A 19,535-nucleotide genomic window follows, 5' to 3' on the forward strand; every position below is an offset into this window, starting at 1 on the left:
GTTGATAGGCCAGATGTGGAAGCCCGGTAACGGGTGGAGCTGACTGGTACTAATAGGCCGAGGGCTTGTCCTCAGTTGCTCGCGTCCACTGTGTTAGTTCTGAAATAACGAACGGCCGTGTTTATCTCCGGTGTTGGTTAATTTCATAGTGTTTCGGTGGTCATTGCGTTAGGGAAACGCCCGGTTACATTCCGAACCCGGAAGCTAAGCCTTTCAGCGCCGATGGTACTGCAGGGGGGACCCTGTGGGAGAGTAGGACGCCGCCGAACTCCTTTTAAAATAGTTGAGCCCCGTGCCCTTGTGGCACGGGGCTCTTCTGCGTTCCCGGACCAGAATTGGCCTGTGTTCTTGATCCGATCCCAGCCCGGCACGTCTGCCACATCGCGAAATACCGGACTCGGACCTCATCCACGGGGGTTGTGGCCCAGCTACAGACGACCTGCTGCTTTGAGAGCCAGATATGCGTCGGCCAGAGCCGGCGCGAGGGCATCGGGAGAGGCGTCGACGACAACAACTCCGTGTCGTTGGAGCCGATCTGCTGTTCTGCGACGTCGGGCCTTGGCCTGGGCAGCGGCAGCCGCCTCGTAGACCGCGTCCACCGTTCCTCTCGCGCCGGCCATTTCCTCAATATGAGGATCGCTGACAGCCGCCAGCAGCACGGTGTGCCGCCGGGTCAGGCGGGACAGGACTGGCAACAGACCCTCCTCCACGGGGGCCGAGTCGAGACTGGTCAGAAGCACGATCAGGGAGTGGCGAGGGGCGTTCGCCAGAGCCATGGCACTGAGGCCTCGCGCATCCGTTTCCACCAGCTCCGGTTCGAGCGGTGCCATCGCACCGACCATGGCAGACAGGACTTCTCCGGCTGCCCGGCGCTGAACTAGGGCGCGCACACGGCGGTCGTAGGCGACCAGGTCAACCCGGTCGCCCGCTCGGGTGGCCAGAGCGGTCAGGAGCAGTGTCGCGTCCATCGCCGCGTCCAGGCGAGGCACATCACCGACCCGCCCAGCCGATGTCCGCCCCGTATCCAGGACGACGAGGATGTGACGGTCGCGCTCGGGGCGCCACGTCCGGACGGTGACGGCAGACTGGCGGGCGGTGGCCCGCCAGTCGATCGAGCGGGTGTCGTCGCCCGGGACATAGGCGCGAAGACTGTCGAACTCCGTACCCTCGCCACGGGTCAGGACACTGGTGCGGCCGTCGAGTTCTCGTAGTCTGGCAAGACGGGACGGCAGGTGTTTGCGACTGGTGAACGGCGGTAGGACCCGGACCGTCCAAGGCAGTTGATGGTCGCCCTGGCGCGCCGCGAGACCGAGCGGGCCGAACGAGCGAACCGTGACCCGCTCGGCCCTTCGGTCGCCGCGGCGGGTGGGGCGCAGGAGCGTGGTGACACGGCGGCGTTCACCCGGTGGGACCGTCAGTCTGTGGCGGGATGCGGACTGTTCCGCGCCGGCTTGCCAGCTACTGGGAGGCCAGGCATCGCGGAGGTGTGCCCGCAGACGCCGGCGGGAAGGATTGACTACGGTGAGTTGCACTTCCGCGCCGTCACCAAGTCGAACGCTTGTATCACCGGATCGGGTGAACTGGAGCGAACGCACTGGCGCAGCCAGGGCGTAGTCGCACAGAATTGCTAGAGACAGCGGGGCATTGACCGCGAGCAAGCCCGTCCAGCTCGGGGCCAGGATGCCTACGGGGAGTGACCCCAGGGCGGCGAGCAGCACGGTTCGTCCGGTGAGGGCCATGACTCACCGCCTCATCGGGGTACGGGGACTTGAGCGAGGACCGCGGTGATGACGGAGTCGGGGGTGACACCTTCCATCTCCGCCTCGGGCCGGAGCTGGACGCGGTGGCGGAGCGTGGGGAGGGCCAGGGCTTTCACATCGTCCGGAATCACGTAGTCGCGGCCTGTGAGCCAGGCCCAGGCTCGTGCGGTGGAGAGCAGAGCAGTGGCACCTCGGGGTGAGACCCCGAGGGAGAGCGAGGGGGAATCACGCGTGGCACGACAGATATCTACGACGTAGCCGGCGATCTCGGGGGAGACGCTGGTCCTGGCGACGGCGGCGCGAGCGGCTTCCAGATCGGCCGGTCCCGCGACCGGGCGTATGCCCGCTGCTTTGAGATCTCGGGGGTTGAAGCCGTCGGCGTGGCGGGTCAGGACGTCGATCTCGTCCTCGCGGGACGGCAGAGGCACCGTCAGCTTGAGGAGGAATCGGTCCAACTGGGCTTCGGGGAGCGGGTATGTGCCCTCGTACTCCACCGGGTTCTGGGTTGCTGCGACGAGGAAGGGGTCGGGGAGGAGCCGGGGGGTTCCGTCGACGGTCACCTGACGCTCCTCCATCGCCTCCAAGAGGGAGGACTGGGTTTTGGGCGGTGTCCGGTTGATCTCGTCGGCGAGCAGGAGGTTGGTGAAGACCGGCCCCCGCTGGAAGGAGAACTCGGTGGTGCGGACGTCGTAGACGAGCGACCCGGTGACATCGCTGGGCATCAAATCGGGGGTGAACTGGACGCGTTTGGTGTCGAGTTCCAGCGACGCCGCGAGGGCACGGACCAAGAGGGTCTTGGCCACGCCCGGCACGCCTTCGAGCAGGACATGGCCTCGGCAGAGCAGTGCGACGACAAGGCCGGTGACCGCCGGGTCCTGCCCGACCACGGCCTTGGCGATCTCGGAGCGCAGGGCTTCCAGAGATGCGCGCGCCGTGTCGTCGGTCCGGTTGGTGTCGGCTGTCCCGGCGGGAACGGGGGGCGGGGCGGTCATGAGGTACGAACCTCCCTTTCGAGGGAGTCGAGTTGGTCTGCCAGAAGGACGAGCGCGGCATCGTCGGAAGGAGCCGAGCCGAAGATCAGTTCTCGAAGGCCGTCGTCGGCCGTGCTGAGGCGCGCGGAGACGGCGGGCAGGAGGGAGACGGGGGAGTGGGCGTCCCGCGGGGAGACGCCGACGAGAGGGGCGATGCGGGTGCGGGAGGCGTGACGCAGTGCGGCGGCCGCCCGGTCACGGGCGTTGGTCTTGCGGTGGAGGCGGGCGCGGCCCTCGGTGGACTCGGAGGCACGCACGGCCACGGGCAGCCGCTCAGCGATCACGGGGCCCAGGCGTCGTGACCGCCAGACGGCGGCAAGTACGGCGGCGAGCGCGAGTTGCAGGGCGCCCCACAGCCAGCCCGAGGGGATCAGGCTGATGAAGCTGCTCTCGCCGCCCGCGCTTCCGTCCCCCGTGCCGCCGTCATCGTGTTCGCCGCCGCTTGCGGCGGAGGGGTCATCGAGCGAGGGGAGGTACCAGACCAGATGCGGTTGGGAGCCGAGGAGTTGAAGGGCCAGCGAGGCGTTGCCCTGCTTGTCCAGACGATCGTTGTACAGGATGTCGGGGGAGCCGAGGAGGGCAGTGTCGCCCGCTGCGGGGTGGTGGAGGAGCAGCAGCGAGGGAAGGCCGTCGGCCGGGTAGCAGGCGAGAGCGTCGAGTCTGTCCGTGGAGTAGCGCAGCCCACCCGTTTCGGCGGTGCCGGCCAGCCGGGCCGCGTCCAGGGAGCATCCGGGGGCACGTGTGGTCACCGGTGCGGCGGATTTGGCTCGGACACCGGGGGCCAGTGCGTCCACCGAGGGAGGTCCTGGAGCGAGGAGCACGGTCCGGCCGACGGTGTCGGTGGTTGCCGTGCGGAGGATGCGCTGCTGGCCGGGCGTCAGCAGGTTGGGTGCGGTGACGAGCAGGGTGGTGTCGGGTCCCGCCGCCGACGTGGCGTCCTTGAGTGTGGTGACGACCCGGACGGAGACGCCGCGGTCCTTGAGGAGTTCGGCGACGGCCCGGCTGCCGTAACGGTCGGCGGAGCGGGGGTCGAGCCGTCCGTGCCGGTCGCCGGAGTGGGTGGCGGCCAAGGCGATGCCGGCGGCGACGAGCACGAGGACGGCGAGCAGCAGCCCTCGTGTGCGGATCCAGACCTGACGAGCGGTGGGGGAGGCCGAGGAGGGAGCGGCGGTGGCCACGGTCACCCGACGGCTCCCGGGAACGCACCGGTCAGCTGGGGCTTGGTGGATTCGAGCTCCAGGTCGAGGGCGACCAGGGTCCGGTACGCCTGCTGGCCGGCGGTGCGGCCGCCGTATGTGACGTCGTCGAACTGCCGGGCCGCCGCGTGCAGTCGCGTGGCGTGTGCGGGGAGCGGCCGTCCGGCCTCCGCGGCGGCTTCGTCGGCCGTGCGGCCGGGGCGCGGGTCCAGGAGGGCGCGTTCTTCGAGGGAGCGGACGAGGGCCCGCATCCGTTCCTGGACCGCTTGGTTCCAGCGGCCGGCGGTGGCGTGGGCCTCGGCGGCGGTGCGGTGTTCCGCAGCACTGCGGGGACCGCTTTCGAAGAGGGCGTCCGCCGGTCCCGGACCGCGTTGCGGGGTCCCCAGACGCCACCAGAGTGCGGCGGCCAGGGCGAGAACGATCAGTACCAGTACGACCAGCCCCGCCGGACCGCCGAGGGCGGCGTCCGAGGCGGACGAGAGGAGATCACCGACCCACTTCCACAGGTGGTCGAGAGCCCGCTGGAGGACGTTCGGGTCGTTCTCGTGGTACATCGGTTTGGACAGTTCGTGCCGTGCCGCCTCGCGGGCGGGCACCCGCGGGGTGTCCACGGGTATGCCGCCGCCGGCCCGGATCAGCAGCTCTGTGGCCGCCGTGCCGCCCGCCCCCGACACGGCGTCAACTCCTGTTGTCGTAGCCCGGCAGGCCGGCTGCCCTGGCGAGTTCGAGGTCGAGTGCCTCGCGCCGGATGCGCTGGTCCACGTAGAGCAGCGCCGTGACTCCCGCGGAGAGCGGGTAGGTGATCATCGCGACGACCACGTCACCGATTCCGGAGACGATCAGGAACGGCCAGCCGAAACTGTTGGCGCCATCGGTGAGGAACGCGCTCATCCCGCCACCGTCCACAGCAATCGCGATGAGGCCGAACGGAATTCCGATCACCACGGCCACGATGACAGTCAGCAGCCACGTGAGTGCCAGGATGCCGAAGGTCCGCCACCAGGCGCCCCGCACCAGTTTGGCGGAGCGTCGCATCGAGGCGGTGATCGACTGCCGTTCCAGCATCAGCGCGGGCGAGGCGAGGCAGAAGCGGACCATCAGCCAGGCCAGCACGACACAGGCGGCGAGAAGCCCGAGGAAGGCGAGACCGACACCTGCCGTGTCACCGAGCAGGAAGCCGGGGAGGAGCCCGACGGCCATGATGGCCACGGCCATGACAGCGAGCAGGAGTGTCAGGCCCAGCAGCGGGAGCAGGCGGGGCCGGGCCTCGGTCCACGCGTCGGCGAGGGTGACGGGGCGGCCGAGCACCGAGCGGCTGATCACCACGGTCAGCACCGCTGTGGTGAAGATGGTGGCGAGCATCGTGATGAGCAGGGACGGGCCAAGTTCCAGCATGCTGGCCTGGAACGAGTCGGCCGCCTGGCGCAGGGCCTCCGAGCCCGTGGCGTTCGCGTCGATCGACGGGGGCTCGGGCAGCAGATAGCGCTGTACGAGGATGATCGCGGTCTGCGCGATCACGGAGACGGCGAGCGTGAGGCCGAGGACCGTGCGCCAGTGGGCGCGCATGGTGGATACGGCACCGTCCAGGATCTCGCCGACGCCCAGTGGCCGGAGCGGGATGACGCCGGGCCGGGCCGCATGCGGCCTGCCCCAGCCGGGGCCCGGGGGCCGGCCGCCCCAGCCAGGAGCGGGAGGCGGTGCGCCGGGACCGGTGCCGGGACTGCTTGGTGGGGACCACTGCCCCGCGGGCGGCTGCGTGGAAGACCAGTTTCCCGCAGGTCCGCTGCTGTCGACAGGTTCGGAGGGCCGGGGGATCCCGGTCTCCTGGCCGTCGGAGGGGGCAGATCCGGGCGAGGCCCAGCCCGGAGTGTCGTTCATTCTCGCTCCTTAACGGTCCTGTCCGCTCATCGGGGCGGCAGGTTGGCAGCCATCGTGTCACGCGTCGCACCGGTCCGGTCCTGGTGTTCCGTCTCCTTCGTACCTTCATTTCTGGGCGGCTCACCGGGCAGACTGGGCGGATGGCTGATCAGGACGCGCAACCGCCGGTGGGCACCGCCCCCTCGGCCCTCTCCGTACTTCGCTGGGACGAGCCTCCGGAAGGCCCTGCGGTGGTGCTGCTCGACCAGACGCGGCTGCCCGCGGAGGAAGCCGAGCTGGTGTGCGCCGATGTGCCCGCACTGGTCGAGGCGATCCGGGTCCTGGCGGTACGGGGAGCACCGTTGCTGGGCATCGCGGGGGCCTACGGCGTGGCTCTCGCCGCGGTACGGGGCCAGGATGTGGAGGCTGCCGCGGAACTGCTGGAGCAGGCGCGGCCCACCGCGGTGAACCTCGGCTACGGGGTGCGGCGGGCTGCCGGGGCGTACCGGTCGGCGGCCGGGAAGGGGGCCGGCCCGGAGCAGGCGGCGGCGGAGGCGCTGGCGGAGGCCAGGGCCCTTCACCGGGAGGACGCCGCGGCCAGTGGCCGTATGGCGCGGTTCGGGCTCGCGCTCCTGGACGAGCTGCTGCCCGACGGCGGTCATCAGCTCCTGACCCACTGCAATACCGGGGCACTCGTCTCGGGCGGGGAGGGGACAGCCTTCGCGGTGGCACTCGGCGCGCACCGGGCCGGCCGGCTGAGGCGGCTGTGGGTGGACGAGACCCGCCCGCTGCTCCAGGGAGCGAGGCTGACCGCGTACGAGGCGGCTCGCAACGGTATGGCGTACAGCGTGCTCACGGACAACGCCGCAGGATCGCTGTTCGCGGCGGGCGAGGTGGATGCTGTACTCATCGGGGCGGACCGCATCGCCGCGGACGGATCAGTGGCCAACAAGGTGGGGAGCTATCCGCTGGCGGTGCTCGCGCAGTATCACCACGTACCGTTCATCGTGGTGGCCCCGACCACGACCGTGGATCTGGACACCGCGGACGGGGCGTCGATCACCGTGGAGCAGCGACCCGGGCACGAGGTGACGGAGGTCACATTCTCTCGGTCCGGCCCGGCCGGCCGGGAAACGGGCGGTGTGATCGTCGCACCGCAGGGATCCCCGGCGTACAACCCCGCCTTCGATATCACGCCGCCGGAGCTGGTCACGGCGATCGTCACGGAGGAGGGCGTAATCTCCCCGGTCACAGGGGTCGGGCTGGCAGAGCTGTGTGCCAGGTCATCGCAGATAACGATTAGCTAATGGGATGATGTCGATTATGAAGGGACGCGTCCTTGTCGTCGATGACGACACCGCACTGGCCGAGATGCTCGGCATTGTGCTGCGTGGTGAGGGATTCGAGCCGTCGTTCGTAGCGGACGGCGACAAGGCACTTGCTGCATTTCGTGAGGCGAAGCCGGACCTGGTTCTCCTGGATCTCATGCTGCCCGGTAGGGACGGCATCGAGGTCTGCAGGCTGATCAGGGCCGAGTCAGGTGTGCCGATCGTCATGCTCACTGCCAAGAGCGACACGGTTGACGTGGTGGTGGGCCTGGAGTCCGGGGCCGACGACTACATCGTCAAACCGTTCAAACCTAAGGAGTTGGTTGCCCGGATCAGGGCACGTTTGCGGAGGTCCGAGGAGCCGGCACCGGAGCAGCTCACCATTGGTGACCTGGTCATAGACGTGGCCGGGCACTCGGTGAAGCGGGACGGGCAGTCCATTGCCCTGACCCCGCTGGAGTTCGATCTGCTGGTCGCGCTCGCCCGTAAGCCGTGGCAGGTCTTCACCCGTGAGGTACTGCTTGAGCAGGTGTGGGGATATCGCCACGCCGCCGACACCCGGCTGGTGAACGTGCACGTCCAGCGTCTGCGCTCCAAGGTCGAGAAGGACCCGGAGCGGCCGGAGATCGTGGTGACCGTCCGGGGCGTCGGTTACAAGGCCGGACCGAGCTGACATGTCCTTGGGTAGCGCTGCTCCGAAGCCCGGGGAGCCGGGAGTCCGTGCGGAGCGGGCTGCCGGTTCAGGGCACGCGTCGTCACACGTCGGGCTCATCCTGCAGGGCGGCCGGTTGTTCCAGAACCGGGCGCCCGGCGGGCCGGTGCCCCGACTGGTGATGCGCTGGGTGCGGCGTCCGCTGCTGCCGGCCGTGCGGCTGTGGCGGCGCAACCTCCAGCTGCGGGTCGTCGCGGGCACGCTGCTGATGTCGCTCGGTGTGGTGCTGCTGCTGGGCCTGGTCGTGATCGGGCAGGTGCGCAACGGTCTGCTGGACGCGAAGGGCAAGGCGGCCCAGACACAGGCCGCGGGCGGATTCGCCGCCGCCCAGGAGAAGGCCAACGCACCGCTCACCCCCACTCCCGGCCAGGGCGGCGACGCCGCGGACGGCACCACGGCCAACAACTCCTGGCGGACCGAGCTGGTCGACCAGCTCGCCAGCGGCGGGAAGAACGCCTTCAACGTCGTGGCACTCAGCGCCGACGAGGGCTCCCGCGCACCCCGCGGCTCGGGCAGCGTCGAGGCCGCGAGCATCCCGCAGAGTCTCCGTGAGTCCGTGAACAAGGGCCCCGGAGCGTTCCAGACGTACTCCCTGATCCGGTACGCGAACGGACAGGATTCACAGCCCGGTCTCGTCGTCGGCAAGCGGCTGTACGACATCGACCGCAACCCCTACCAGCTCTACTACCTCTTCCCGCTGACGCAGGAGGAGAAGTCGCTGACCCTGGTCAGGGGCACGCTGGCCACCGCCGGTCTGTTCGTGGTCGTACTGCTCGGGGCCATCGCCTGGTTCGTGGTGCGCCAGGTCGTCACCCCCGTACGGATGGCGGCCGGGATCGCTGAACGGCTCTCGGCCGGACGGCTCCAGGAACGGATGAAGGTCACCGGCGAGGACGACATCGCCCGGCTGGGCGAGGCCTTCAACAAGATGGCGCAGAACCTTCAGCTGAAGATCCAGCAGCTGGAGGAGCTCTCGCGGATGCAGCGGCGGTTCGTCTCCGACGTGTCGCACGAGCTGCGCACGCCCCTGACGACGGTACGGATGGCCGCCGATGTCATCCATGAGGCACGCGTCGACTTCGACCCCGTCACGGCTCGCTCCGCGGAGCTGCTCGGTGATCAGCTCGACCGCTTCGAGTCGCTGCTCTCCGACCTGCTGGAGATCAGCCGGTTCGACGCGGGGGCCGCGGCGCTGGAGGCCGAGCCGATAGACCTGCGGCAGGTCGTCCGGCGAGTGATCGGCGGTGCCGAGCCGCTGGCCGAGCGCAAGGGCACCCGGATCCGGGTGGTCGGTGACGAGCAGCCGGTGATAGCGGAGGCCGACGCGCGACGCGTCGAGCGGGTCCTGCGCAACCTGGTCGTCAACGCCGTCGAGCACGGTGAGGGCCGTGATGTCGTGGTGCGGATGGGAGTGGCCGGCGGTGCGGTCGCCGTTGCCGTCCGGGACTACGGGGTGGGCCTGAAGCCCGGCGAGGCGACCCGGGTGTTCAACCGTTTCTGGCGGGCCGACCCGGCCCGCGCGAGGACGACCGGCGGCACCGGACTGGGGTTGTCGATCGCCGTCGAGGACGCCCGGCTGCACGGCGGCTGGCTGCAGGCCTGGGGCGAACCCGGCGGCGGCTCGCAGTTCCGGCTGACCCTGCCGCGCACGGCGGACGAACCGCTGCGTGGTTCACCGATACCGCTGGAGCCCGAGGACTCGCGGCGCAACCGCGAGAGCCGGGAGCGGGCCGCGGCGGCGCCCGCGCAGGCCGCGGGCAGCGAGCACCGGCTGATGGCGGTCCCCTCCCAGACGCCGGGCACGGACCGCTCACCGCTGCCGGTCCCCGCCCGCGCCCCCGCGCCCTCCCGGACCGCACCGGTCTCGGTGCACCCGGCCGCGCTGCCGGGCAACGGCGCACGGGTGGTGCCGCGCCCCGCCGGGGAGCGGACCGGCGCCAACGACTCCCCGGGACAGGATCCCGGGCTGGAGGACACGACTCGTGGGCACTGACCGTCATCAGGGCGGCCGCGGACGGGCGGCGGGGCTGACCGTGCTGCTGGGATGCGGCGCGCTGCTGCTCACCGCGTGCGGCTCGATGCCCGTCACCGGGGACGTCAAGGCTGTGGACGCCTCGCAGCCCGGCGACTCCCAGGTCCAGGTGTACGCGGTCGCACCGCGTGAGGGCGCCACTCCCAACGAGGTGGTCGACGGCTTCCTGGAGTCGATGACCAGCGACGACTCCGATTTTCAGACGACGCGTAAATACCTCACACCGAAGGCGTCGAAGTCCTGGAAGCCGAGTGCGCTCACCACGGTGCTGGCCAAGGCGCCGAACCGCAGCGACCGCCCGGTCCACGAGAGCGACCGCTCCACCACCGAGGTCAGCTACACCTTGTCCGGCGAGAAGGTGGCGACGGTCGACGAGCAGAACGCGTACCAGCCGCTGGCCCCGGCGGAGTACTCCGGCGCCCTCCATCTGGTGCGGCGGAACGGGCCGGACGGCAAGGAGTGGCGCATCGACACGGTGCCGGACGGTCTGGTGCTCGGGCAGTCGGACTTCAAGCGGCTCTACCGTTCCGTCAACAAGTTCTACTTCGCGACCGGGCTTTCCGAGGCGGAGTCCACGCTCGTCGCCGACCCCGTCTACATCCGTAACCGGACGGACCCCACCACCGGGATGGACACCGTCACGCAGGCGGTCCGCAGCCTCCTGGGGGGCCCGACCGACTGGCTGCGGCCGGTGGTCAGATCGCGCTTCCCCGCCGGGACGAAGCTGCGGAAGGACGTCATCTCGCTGACGCCCGACGACCGCAACGTGCTGAAGGTCCCGCTCGACAAGAAAGCGGACGGGGTCGGCCAGCGTTCCTGCCGGATGATGGCGTCGCAGGTGCTCTTCACTCTCCGGGACCTGACCTCGGCCCGGGTCGAGCAGGTGGAGCTCCAGCGCTCGGACGGTTCGCCGCTGTGCGTGCTCGGCTCCGACCAGGCGGAGGAGTACGCCCCGGACGGTTCCTCCGGCGGGCCCGACAGCCAGTACTTCGTCGATGCCAAGGGGCATGTGCAGCGCATCCCGGGGAGCACCCGGGGCAGCGGGGAACCGGAGCCGGTGCCCGGACCGTTCGGCGCGGGTCCGGCGCGGGTGAGCGAGGTCGGCGTGGCCCGAGACGAGCAGTTGGCGGCGGCGCTCTCGCAGCATCGCGACGCGCTCTACGTGGCGTCCATCACCGAGGACGGCCAGCTGCCGGCCCCGGCGGTGACGAGCGGCGCCAGTAGTGCCGACCGCCGGCTGACGGCGCCCAGCTGGGACGGCAGGGGCGACCTATGGGTCGCCGACCGGGACCCGGACAATCCCAGACTGCTGCGGCTGGCCGGTGGTGCGGGCAAACCGCAGGAGGTCACCGTGCCGAGTCTGAACGGCAGCCGGATCACGGGGCTGCGGCTGTCCTCGGACGGGGTGCGCATCGCGCTGCTGCTGAGGAGCGACGGCCATACGACGCTCAAGATCGGCCGGATCGAGCGCCACGGACCGCAGGACAAGCAGCGGATATCCGTGGTGGACCTGCGGCAGGCCGCCCCGCAGCTGGCGGACGTGACCGCGATGTCGTGGTCGGGCGGCAGCCGCCTCGTGGTGGTCGGCAAGGAGCAGGGCGGCGTGCAGCAGGTCCGCTACGTGCAGGCGGACGGCTCGACACCGTCCTCCGGCGTGCTGCCCGGGGTGAACCAGGTGCGGGCGATCGCCGCGGCGGACGACGAGCAGCTGCCGTTGATGGCGGACACCCAGGGCGACGGAATAGTGAAGCTGCTGCCCGGCGACAACTGGCAGACGGTCCTGAAGGAGGGCTCGGCGCTGGTCTACCCGGGCTGACGGCCTGGTCTCGCCGGGCTGACCCCTTGGTCCACCCGGGCTGACGCGGATACCGCGTGCGAGTCTCCGGGCTGGGCGCGCCGGCCGGTCCCGGGAGGTTTTCCACAGGGGTGGTCCGACGGCCCCGGCGGGGGCACAGTGGAGTTGTGCGCGGGTGGTGGCGGGAGATCAGCGGACTGGTTCTGCCGGTGGCCTGTGGGGGCTGCGGCAGACCGCGGACCGAAGTGTGCGAGGAGTGCGCCGTCGAGCTCCACGGCGGGCCGCCACGCCGGGTGCGCCCCGATCCCGAACCGCCCGGTCTGCCCGCGGTGCACGCCGCCGCCCGCTACGAGAACGCGGTACGTGCGCTGCTCCTGGCCCACAAGGAGCGGGGCGCGCTGGGCCTGGCGGGGACGCTCGGCAAAGCGCTGGCGGGTGCCGTGAGGGCCGGGGCGGGCCCGCCGTCCGTTCCCCGGCCGCTGCTGCTCGTGCCCGTGCCGTCGTCGCGCCGGGCCGTGGCTGCGCGCGGACACGATCCGACGCGCCGGATCGCGCTGGCGGCCGCGGCGGAACTGCGGCGTTCGGGCACCCCGGCCGGGGTGGCGGCGGTGCTGCGGCAACGGCGTCCGGTGGCCGACCAGTCGGGGCTCGGCGCGGAAGACCGCCGGGCGAACCTGGCGGGGGCGCTGCGGGTGGTGGCCGGAGGCGGTCGGCTGCTGGACACCGGGCGGGTGGTGCTGGTCGACGACCTGCTCACGACAGGCGCCTCACTGGCCGAGGCGGCACGCGCGATCGACCGGGCGGCAGGGCCGGAACGCACGGGTTCCGGGGTGCGCCAGGCGGCCGTTGTCGCAGTATCTCCGTCCGCCTTCGAAATAAACCGGAACTGGAACTGAACCTGCATCGTTGCAGGTAGTGAGTGGGTAAAAAGACCTGAACGGAGGTACGTGCGAGTAGCGGGTGCCGACAGACGGCCGAGCAGGCTATGTTCGGTTGTGAGGAATGGTGAATGCCAGACCTCGGCGAATGCACCACCAGGTTTCGGGCAGGTGACCCACCAGCGGTTCGGAATCCGGAAATTCGGTGGGGTGCAGACCTCACCGTCGGGGGAGGAGGAGGTCGAACCCACCGAGTCCGCGGCTCCGGTCACCACCGGGGCCTGGTGCAAAAGGGAGATGCTCCGCCATCGAGCGGAGCGATCCGGGAACGGAGTTCTGCGTGGACATCGTCGTCAAGGGCCGCAAGACCGAGGTGCCCGAGCGGTTCCGCAAGCACGTGGCCGAGAAGCTGAAGCTGGACAAGATCCAGAAGTTCGACGGCAAGGTGATCAGCCTCGACGTGGAGGTGTCCAAGGAGCCGAATCCCCGTCAGGCCGACCGCTCCGACCGGGTGGAGATCACGCTCCGCTCGCGTGGACCGGTCATCAGGGCGGAAGCGGCCGCAGGCGACCCGTACGCAGCGCTGGATCTGGCCACCGGCAAGCTGGAGGCCAGGCTGCGCAAGCAGCACGACAAGCGCTACAGCCGTCGCGGCTCCGGCCGCACCCCGGCCGCCGAGGTCGGCGAAGTGGTACCGGAGGCGGCTTCGTTCAACGGGGACGGCGAGCTGATCGCCGACGAGGGTACGAAGTCCGTGCCCACCACCAGGATCGGCTCGCTCGAGGTGCAGGGCGAAGGACCGCTGGTGATGCGCGAGAAGACGCATGTCGCGGCACCCATGTCGCTCGACCAGGCGCTCTACGAGATGGAACTGGTCGGACACGACTTCTATTTGTTCGTCGATTCCGACACGAAGGAACCGAGTGTCGTCTACCGGCGGCACGCGTACGACTACGGCGTCATCCACCTGAGGACCGACCCGCTGGCCGCCGATGAGGCGGGCGGCGCGGGTGGGGCGCTCGGCGGCTGACACCTCCGCTCCGTGGTGCCCCTGGAGCGCTTTGTGCGCCCCCGGGGCACCCGCGTGCGACCACTGGATCACCGCTCTGACGTCCAGGCATGAAATCATGGCGGCCCAAGCCAATCGGTGCTGGGTGAACTGCCGTTGGCGGACAGTTTGTGAACTTCAGGCCGTGGCCTTCAGGGGGAGGAACGATGGCGGACACCTTCGGGCCCGTGCGCGATGCGAACGATGCCGGCGCTGCTTCCGGTGCCCGCACCGGAACGGACGATGAGGGCGGTTCCGGCAAGGAACCGATCCGGGTCCTCGTGGTCGACGACCACGCCCTCTTCCGCAGAGGGCTGGAGATCGTCCTCGCGCAGGAGGAGGACATCCAGGTCGTCGGTGAGGCCGGAGACGGGGCGGAAGCCGTCGACAAGGCGGCCGATCTGCTGCCCGACATCGTGCTGATGGATGTCCGGATGCCCAAACGCGGCGGCATCGAGGCCTGCACCGCCATCAAGGAGGTGGCCCCCAGCGCGAAGATCATCATGCTGACGATCAGCGACGAGGAGGCCGACCTCTACGACGCCATCAAGGCGGGTGCCACCGGCTACCTGCTCAAGGAGATCTCCACGGACGAGGTCGCCACGGCGATCCGTGCCGTGGCGGACGGGCAGTCCCAGATCAGCCCCTCCATGGCGTCGAAACTGCTCACCGAGTTCAAGTCGATGATCCAGCGGACCGACGAACGCCGGCTGGTACCGGCGCCCCGGCTCACCGAGCGTGAGCTCGAAGTCCTCAAACTGGTCGCCACGGGCATGAACAATCGCGATATCGCGAAGGAACTCTTCATTTCCGAGAACACCGTGAAGAACCACGTCCGCAACATTCTGGAGAAGCTCCAGCTGCACTCCCGGATGGAAGCCGTGGTCTATGCCATGCGGGAGAAGATCCTTGAGATCAGGTGACCGGGCCGGGTAAAGACCTGGGAATGCCTGGAGCTATGCCAGGAGGCGGGCGATTTCCCGGGTGAGCGGTCCGTGCAGCTCCGGTGCGTCGACCCGCTCCAGGCGGACGTCCGTGCAGTCGACCCAGGAGGCCGCCTCGACCAGCGCCTCCGCCATCGGCGGCACGGCCTTCGGTCCCGCCAGGGACACCTGCCGGGCGACCAGCGTCGTGCCCTCACGCGCCGGGTCGACCCGGCCCTGGAGCTTGCCGCCCGCCAGCAGCGGCATCGCGAAGTAGCCGTGGACCCGCTTGGGCTTGGGGACATAGGCCTCCAGCCGGTGCGTGAAGGCGAAGATCCGCTCGGTGCGTGCCCGCTCCCAGACCAGCGAGTCGAACGGCGACAGCAGCGTCGTACGGTGCCGGCCGCGCGGCTCGGAGGCCAGCGCCGCCGGATCGGCCCAGGCCGGCTTCGTCCAGCCCCGCACCGCCACCGGCACCAGGCCGGAGTCCGCGACCACCGCGTCGAACTGCTCCGCCTTGAGCCGGTGGTAGTCGGCGATGTCCGCGCGGGTGCCCACGCCCAGCGACTGCCCGGCGAGTGCCACCAGCCGGCGCACGCACTCCGCGTCGTCCAGATCGTCGTGGAGCACGGAGGCGGGCAGGGCGCGCTCCGCGAGGTCGTAGACCCGCTTCCAGCCGCGCCGCTCCGTGCACACCACCTCGCCGTACATCAGGGCCCGCTCGACGGCGACCTTCGAGGCGGACCAGTCCCACCACTCCCCGCCGTTGTTCGCACCGCCCAGCTCCGTGGCCGTCAGCGGTCCCTCGGTACGCAGCTGTTTGATGACCGTGTCGTACGCGCCGTCCGGCAGGTCGTGGTGCCACTGCGGGCGAGCGCGGTAGGCGCGGCGGCGGAACGCGAAATGCGGCCACTCCTCGACCGGCAGGACGCATGCCGCGTGCGACCAGTACTCGAAGGCGCGGCCGCCCGACCAGTACGCCTCCTCGACCCGGCGACGGCCGACCGCGCCGAGGCGTGCGTAAGGAATCAGCTCGTGCGACCGCGCGAGCACCGAGATCGTGTCGAGCTGGACGGCGCCGAGATGCCGCAGCACGCCCGGCACCCCGGCCCGGCGGTCGGGCGCGCCCAGGAAGCCCTGGGCGCGCAGGGCGATCCTGCGGGCCTGATCGGCGGAGAGTTCGACTGCGGGAGGCTGCACAGGCGTCATGCCTCGAACCCTAGAGGGCGGCACTGACAACTCCCGCCCGGCCTCCGCGGTGCTCACGGACGGGCGGGGGCGTGCGCCGGAAGGTAGGCGCGGGTCCCCGGCAGCCCGAGGTCGGACGGGAGCAGCGCGCCGGTCCACGTATCGCGGCGCACCCCCTTGTTGAGCAGCCCGGAGCGCTGGTCGCCCTCCATGAGGAAGCCGGCCCGCAGCGCCACGGCCCGTGAGGGGACGTTGCCGGTCTCGGCCCGCCACTCCAGCCGGTCCCCGCCGAGCGAGGTGAAGGTCCAGTGAGCGGCGCGGCGGACCGCTTCCGTCATGTAGCCGCGGCCGCGGTGCTCCCCCGCGATCCAGAAACCCACCTCGTAGGTGCCCGGCTGGGTGCCCCGGTTGATGCCGAGGGCACCGGTCAGCGCCCCGCCGTCACGCAGTACGACGGCGAAGTTGTACATGGAGTCGTCCTGCCAGCCGGCGGGCGAGAACCGGCCGGTGAAGAGCTCCGCGTCGGTGCGGCTGTACGGCGAGGGGACGACCGTCCAGCGCTGGATGTCGGGGTCCTGACAGGCGGCGTACACCTCGGCCGCGTCGCCGGGGGCGAAGGGGCGCAGCAGCAGGCGGTCGGTGGTGAGGGTGATCGGTTCCATGTACGGATTCTGCTGACCGGCCGGGGCGGGAGGCGAGCACTTTTCGCCCTTCCCGGCACCTTCGGCGCCCTTCGTCCGTTGATCCGGGAGGGCACTGCGAGCTCAAGGCGGTGGCAGCCCTCCCGGCGCGGCGGGGTCCTCGCTTACGATGGCCGTTGCGGTGGGGCCCACCTGCCGTGCCCGCGCCAGAGTCCATAACACGACCCAGTGCCAGGCCCGACCGGCAAGGAGACCAGCCTCAGTGTCCGTCTTCAACAAGCTCATGCGTGCAGGCGAAGGCAAGATCCTGCGCAAACTGCACCGCATCGCGGACCAGGTCAGCTCCATCGAAGAGGACTTCGTCAACCTCTCCGACGCCGAGCTGCGGGCGCTCACCGACGAGTACAAGGAACGGTACGCGGACGGCGAGAGCCTGGACGACCTGCTTCCCGAAGCATTCGCGACCGTCCGTGAGGCCGCCAAGCGAGTCCTCGGACAGCGCCATTACGACGTTCAGATGATGGGCGGCGCAGCCCTGCACCTCGGCTATGTGGCCGAGATGAAGACCGGTGAGGGCAAGACCCTGGTCGGCACGCTGCCCGCGTATCTCAACGCGCTCTCCGGCAAGGGCGTGCACCTGATCACGGTCAACGACTATCTGGCCGAGCGTGACTCGGAGATGATGGGCCGGGTCCACAAGTTCCTCGGACTGAGTGTCGGCTGCATCATCGCCAACATGACTCCGGCCCAGCGCCGCGAGCAGTACGGCTGCGACATCACGTACGGCACGAACAACGAGTTCGGTTTCGACTACCTCCGCGACAACATGGCGTGGTCGCAGGACGAGCTCGTCCAGCGCGGTCACAACTTCGCGATCGTCGACGAGGTCGACTCGATCCTGGTCGACGAGGCCCGTACACCGCTGATCATCTCCGGCCCCGCCGACCAGGCCACCAAGTGGTACGGCGACTTCGCCAAGCTGGTCACCCGGCTGACCAAGGGCGAGGCGGGCAACCCGCTCAAGGGCATCGAGGAGACCGGCGACTACGAGGTCGACGAGAAGAAGCGGACCGTCGCGATCCACGAGCCCGGTGTCGCGAAGGTGGAGGACTGGCTCGGCATCGAGAACCTCTACGAGTCGGTGAACACCCCCCTCGTCGGGTACCTCAACAACGCCATCAAGGCCAAGGAACTCTTCAAGAAGGACAAGGACTACGTCGTCATCGACGGCGAAGTCATGATCGTCGACGAGCACACCGGCCGTATCCTCGCCGGCCGCCGTTACAACGAGGGCATGCACCAGGCGATCGAGGCGAAGGAAGGGGTGGACATCAAGGACGAGAACCAGACCCTTGCCACGATCACCCTCCAGAACTTCTTCCGCCTCTACGGCAAGCTCTCCGGCATGACCGGTACGGCGATGACCGAGGCCGCCGAGTTCCACCAGATCTACAAGCTCGGCGTGGTGCCGATCCCGACCAACCGGCCGATGGTCCGGGCCGACCAGTCGGACCTGATCTACCGCACCGAGGTCGCGAAGTTCGCCGCCGTCGTCGACGACATCGCGGAGAAGCACGAGAAGGGCCAGCCGATCCTGGTCGGTACCACCTCGGTCGAGAAGTCCGAGTACCTCTCGCAGCAGCTCTCCAAGCGCGGTGTGCAGCACGAGGTCCTCAACGCCAAGCAGCACGACCGGGAGGCGCCGATCATCGCGCAGGCCGGCCGCAAGGGCGCCGTCACGGTCGCGACGAACATGGCGGGCCGCGGTACGGACATCAAGCTGGGCGGCAACCCCGACGATCTGGCAGAGGCGGATCTGCGGCAGCGCGGGCTCGACCCGGTCGAGCACGTCGAGGAGTGGGCCGCCGCGCTGCCCGCGGCGCTGGAGAAGGCCGAGCTGGCGGTGAAGGCGGAGCACGACGAGGTCAAGGACCTCGGCGGGCTCTACGTCCTGGGCACGGAGCGGCACGAGTCGCGCCGTATCGACAACCAGCTGCGCGGCCGTTCCGGCCGTCAGGGCGACCCGGGCGAGTCCCGCTTCTACCTGTCGCTGGGTGACGACCTGATGCGTCTGTTCAAGGCGCAGATGGTCGAGCGCGTGATGTCGATGGCCAATGTGCCGGACGACGTCCCGATCGAGAACAAGATGGTGACCCGGGCGATCGCGTCGGCCCAGTCGCAGGTCGAGCAGCAGAACTTCGAGACGCGTAAGAACGTCCTGAAGTACGACGAGGTGCTCAACCGGCAGCGTGAGGTCATCTACGGCGAGCGGCGCCGGGTGCTGGAGGGCGAGGACCTCCAGGACCAGATCCGTCACTTCATGGACGACACGATCGACGACTACATCCGCCAGGAGACGGCGGAGGGGTTCGCCGAGGAGTGGGACCTGGACCGGCTGTGGGGCGCGTTCAAGCAGCTCTACCCGGTGAAGGTCACGGTCGTCGAGCTGGAGGAGGCCGCCGGGGATCTCGCCGGGGTCACAGCCGAGTTCATCGCGGAGTCCGTCAAGGACGACATCCACGAGCAGTACGACGAGCGTGAGAAGACGCTCGGCTCCGACATCATGCGCGAGCTGGAGCGCCGTGTGGTGCTGTCCGTGCTGGACCGCAAGTGGCGTGAGCACCTCTACGAGATGGACTATCTCCAGGAGGGCATCGGCCTGCGGGCCATGGCGCAGAAGGACCCGCTGGTCGAGTACCAGCGCGAGGGCTTCGACATGTTCAACGCCATGATGGAGGGCATCAAGGAGGAGTCCGTCGGCTATCTGTTCAACCTGGAGGTCCAGGTTGAGCAGCAGGTCGAGGAGGTGCCGGTGCAGGACTCGGCGGCGACCTCGCTGACCAAGGAGGACGCCGTTCCGGCGGCGCGTCCGGAGATCCGGGCGAAGGGGCTCGACGCTCCGCAGCGTCCCGACCGGCTGCACTTCTCCGCTCCCACGGTGGACGGGGAGGGCGGTGTCGTCGAGGGCGACTTCTCCAACGTCGACGGTGACGCGGTTGGTGCGGGGGCCGGTGAGTCCGACGGGCTTACTCGGGCTGAGCGGCGCAAGGCGCAGAAGAGTGGCGGGGGTGGGCGGCGCCGCAAGAAGTAGCGCGCGCTGACCGCTGGATTCTGGATGACGGCCGGGGCCGGGCACCGTTCGGGTG

General features: G+C 69.7%; 15 protein-coding genes and 2 rRNA genes. 10 read left to right on the top strand and 7 right to left on the bottom strand.

Going from position 1 to position 19,535, the window contains the following annotated elements; translation table 11 throughout:
• Positions 1–73, top strand: a 23S ribosomal RNA gene (locus ACIP89_RS00005); the annotation flags it as partial.
• A 79-nt stretch (positions 74–152) separates the two neighbouring features.
• Positions 153–269: ribosomal RNA gene (rrf, locus tag ACIP89_RS00010) — 5S ribosomal RNA — on the top strand.
• Between the two features lie 159 nt (positions 270–428).
• Here rrf and ACIP89_RS00015 read toward each other — a convergent pair.
• From ACIP89_RS00015 to ACIP89_RS00035, 5 genes are read right to left on the bottom strand one after another with little or no spacing between them, the layout of a single operon-like run.
• Entirely contained in the window at positions 429–1,739 is a 1,311-nt protein-coding gene (locus ACIP89_RS00015; RefSeq protein WP_401921635.1) for a DUF58 domain-containing protein, read from the bottom strand.
• 11 nt (positions 1,740–1,750) lie between these two features.
• Positions 1,751–2,752: an AAA family ATPase gene (locus ACIP89_RS00020; protein WP_401921637.1), complete on the bottom strand. Its 1,002-nt coding sequence runs from the start codon at positions 2,750–2,752 to the stop codon at positions 1,751–1,753.
• Positions 2,749–3,975 (bottom strand): DUF4350 domain-containing protein, encoded by a 1,227-nt coding sequence (locus ACIP89_RS00025; RefSeq protein ID WP_402112077.1) that lies wholly within the window; start codon positions 3,973–3,975, stop codon positions 2,749–2,751. Before ACIP89_RS00025 ends, ACIP89_RS00020 begins: the two co-directional genes overlap by 4 nt.
• Complete coding sequence (locus ACIP89_RS00030; RefSeq protein WP_402112079.1) at positions 3,972–4,661, bottom strand: DUF4129 domain-containing protein; 690 nt, start codon at positions 4,659–4,661, stop codon at positions 3,972–3,974. Before ACIP89_RS00030 ends, ACIP89_RS00025 begins: the two co-directional genes overlap by 4 nt.
• Before the next feature lie 4 nt (positions 4,662–4,665).
• Entirely contained in the window at positions 4,666–5,865 is a 1,200-nt protein-coding gene (locus ACIP89_RS00035) for a glycerophosphoryl diester phosphodiesterase membrane domain-containing protein (protein WP_402112081.1), read from the bottom strand.
• A gap of 140 nt (positions 5,866–6,005) precedes the next feature.
• Here ACIP89_RS00035 and mtnA point away from each other — a divergent pair, with 140 nt between their 5' ends.
• The 7 genes from mtnA to ACIP89_RS00070 all read left to right on the top strand — a co-directional run bounded on the left by mtnA (position 6,006) and on the right by ACIP89_RS00070 (position 14,560).
• Entirely contained in the window at positions 6,006–7,151 is a 1,146-nt protein-coding gene (gene mtnA / locus ACIP89_RS00040) for an S-methyl-5-thioribose-1-phosphate isomerase (RefSeq protein WP_401921645.1), read from the top strand.
• A gap of 4 nt (positions 7,152–7,155) precedes the next feature.
• A complete protein-coding gene (gene mtrA / locus ACIP89_RS00045; RefSeq protein WP_187740742.1) occupies positions 7,156–7,845 on the top strand; it encodes a two-component system response regulator MtrA in 690 nt (229 codons plus the stop codon).
• 1 nt (position 7,846) lies between these two features.
• Complete coding sequence (gene mtrB / locus ACIP89_RS00050; RefSeq protein WP_401933033.1) at positions 7,847–9,877, top strand: MtrAB system histidine kinase MtrB; 2,031 nt, start codon at positions 7,847–7,849, stop codon at positions 9,875–9,877.
• Between the two features lie 85 nt (positions 9,878–9,962).
• Positions 9,963–11,732 carry an LpqB family beta-propeller domain-containing protein gene (locus tag ACIP89_RS00055; RefSeq protein WP_401923638.1) on the top strand — a complete coding sequence of 590 codons (1,770 nt, stop codon included), beginning with the start codon at positions 9,963–9,965 and terminating at the stop codon, positions 11,730–11,732.
• Between the two features lie 146 nt (positions 11,733–11,878).
• Positions 11,879–12,607, top strand: coding sequence for a ComF family protein (locus ACIP89_RS00060; protein WP_401921649.1), 729 nt, complete (start codon positions 11,879–11,881; stop codon positions 12,605–12,607).
• A 322-nt stretch (positions 12,608–12,929) separates the two neighbouring features.
• Entirely contained in the window at positions 12,930–13,619 is a 690-nt protein-coding gene (gene hpf, locus ACIP89_RS00065; protein ID WP_401921652.1) for a ribosome hibernation-promoting factor, HPF/YfiA family, read from the top strand.
• Positions 13,620–13,804: 185 nt separating this feature from the next.
• Positions 13,805–14,560 carry a response regulator gene (locus tag ACIP89_RS00070; protein ID WP_402112083.1) on the top strand — a complete coding sequence of 252 codons (756 nt, stop codon included), beginning with the start codon at positions 13,805–13,807 and terminating at the stop codon, positions 14,558–14,560.
• A gap of 33 nt (positions 14,561–14,593) precedes the next feature.
• On the opposite strand, the gene ACIP89_RS00075 is transcribed toward ACIP89_RS00070, so the two are convergent.
• Complete coding sequence (locus ACIP89_RS00075) at positions 14,594–15,769, bottom strand: winged helix-turn-helix domain-containing protein (protein ID WP_402112084.1); 1,176 nt, start codon at positions 15,767–15,769, stop codon at positions 14,594–14,596.
• 53 nt (positions 15,770–15,822) lie between these two features.
• Positions 15,823–16,410, bottom strand: coding sequence for a GNAT family N-acetyltransferase (locus ACIP89_RS00080; protein ID WP_401921660.1), 588 nt, complete (start codon positions 16,408–16,410; stop codon positions 15,823–15,825).
• 241 nt (positions 16,411–16,651) lie between these two features.
• On the opposite strand from ACIP89_RS00080, the gene secA reads away from it, so the two are divergent.
• Positions 16,652–19,480, top strand: coding sequence for a preprotein translocase subunit SecA (gene secA / locus ACIP89_RS00085; RefSeq protein WP_401921662.1), 2,829 nt, complete (start codon positions 16,652–16,654; stop codon positions 19,478–19,480).
• Positions 19,481–19,535: the final 55 nt, after the last annotated feature.

It is taken from the genome of Streptomyces sp. NPDC088730 (genome assembly GCF_044751215.1).
GTDB lineage: Bacteria > Actinomycetota > Actinomycetes > Streptomycetales > Streptomycetaceae > Streptomyces.

Coding starts and splice junctions, on each gene's coding strand:
- mtnA (WP_401921645.1), top strand. CDS start 6,006: ATGGCTGATCAGGACGCGCAACCGCCGGTGGGCACCGCCCCCTCGGCC.
- ACIP89_RS00070 (WP_402112083.1), top strand. CDS start 13,805: ATGGCGGACACCTTCGGGCCCGTGCGCGATGCGAACGATGCCGGCGCT.
- ACIP89_RS00015 (WP_401921635.1), bottom strand. CDS start 1,739: ATGGCCCTCACCGGACGAACCGTGCTGCTCGCCGCCCTGGGGTCACTC.
- mtrA (WP_187740742.1), top strand. CDS start 7,156: ATGATGTCGATTATGAAGGGACGCGTCCTTGTCGTCGATGACGACACC.
- ACIP89_RS00055 (WP_401923638.1), top strand. CDS start 9,963: ATGCCCGTCACCGGGGACGTCAAGGCTGTGGACGCCTCGCAGCCCGGC.
- ACIP89_RS00020 (WP_401921637.1), bottom strand. CDS start 2,752: ATGACCGCCCCGCCCCCCGTTCCCGCCGGGACAGCCGACACCAACCGG.
- ACIP89_RS00080 (WP_401921660.1), bottom strand. CDS start 16,410: ATGGAACCGATCACCCTCACCACCGACCGCCTGCTGCTGCGCCCCTTC.
- ACIP89_RS00075 (WP_402112084.1), bottom strand. CDS start 15,769: ATGACGCCTGTGCAGCCTCCCGCAGTCGAACTCTCCGCCGATCAGGCC.
- mtrB (WP_401933033.1), top strand. CDS start 7,847: ATGTCCTTGGGTAGCGCTGCTCCGAAGCCCGGGGAGCCGGGAGTCCGT.
- ACIP89_RS00035 (WP_402112081.1), bottom strand. CDS start 5,865: ATGAACGACACTCCGGGCTGGGCCTCGCCCGGATCTGCCCCCTCCGAC.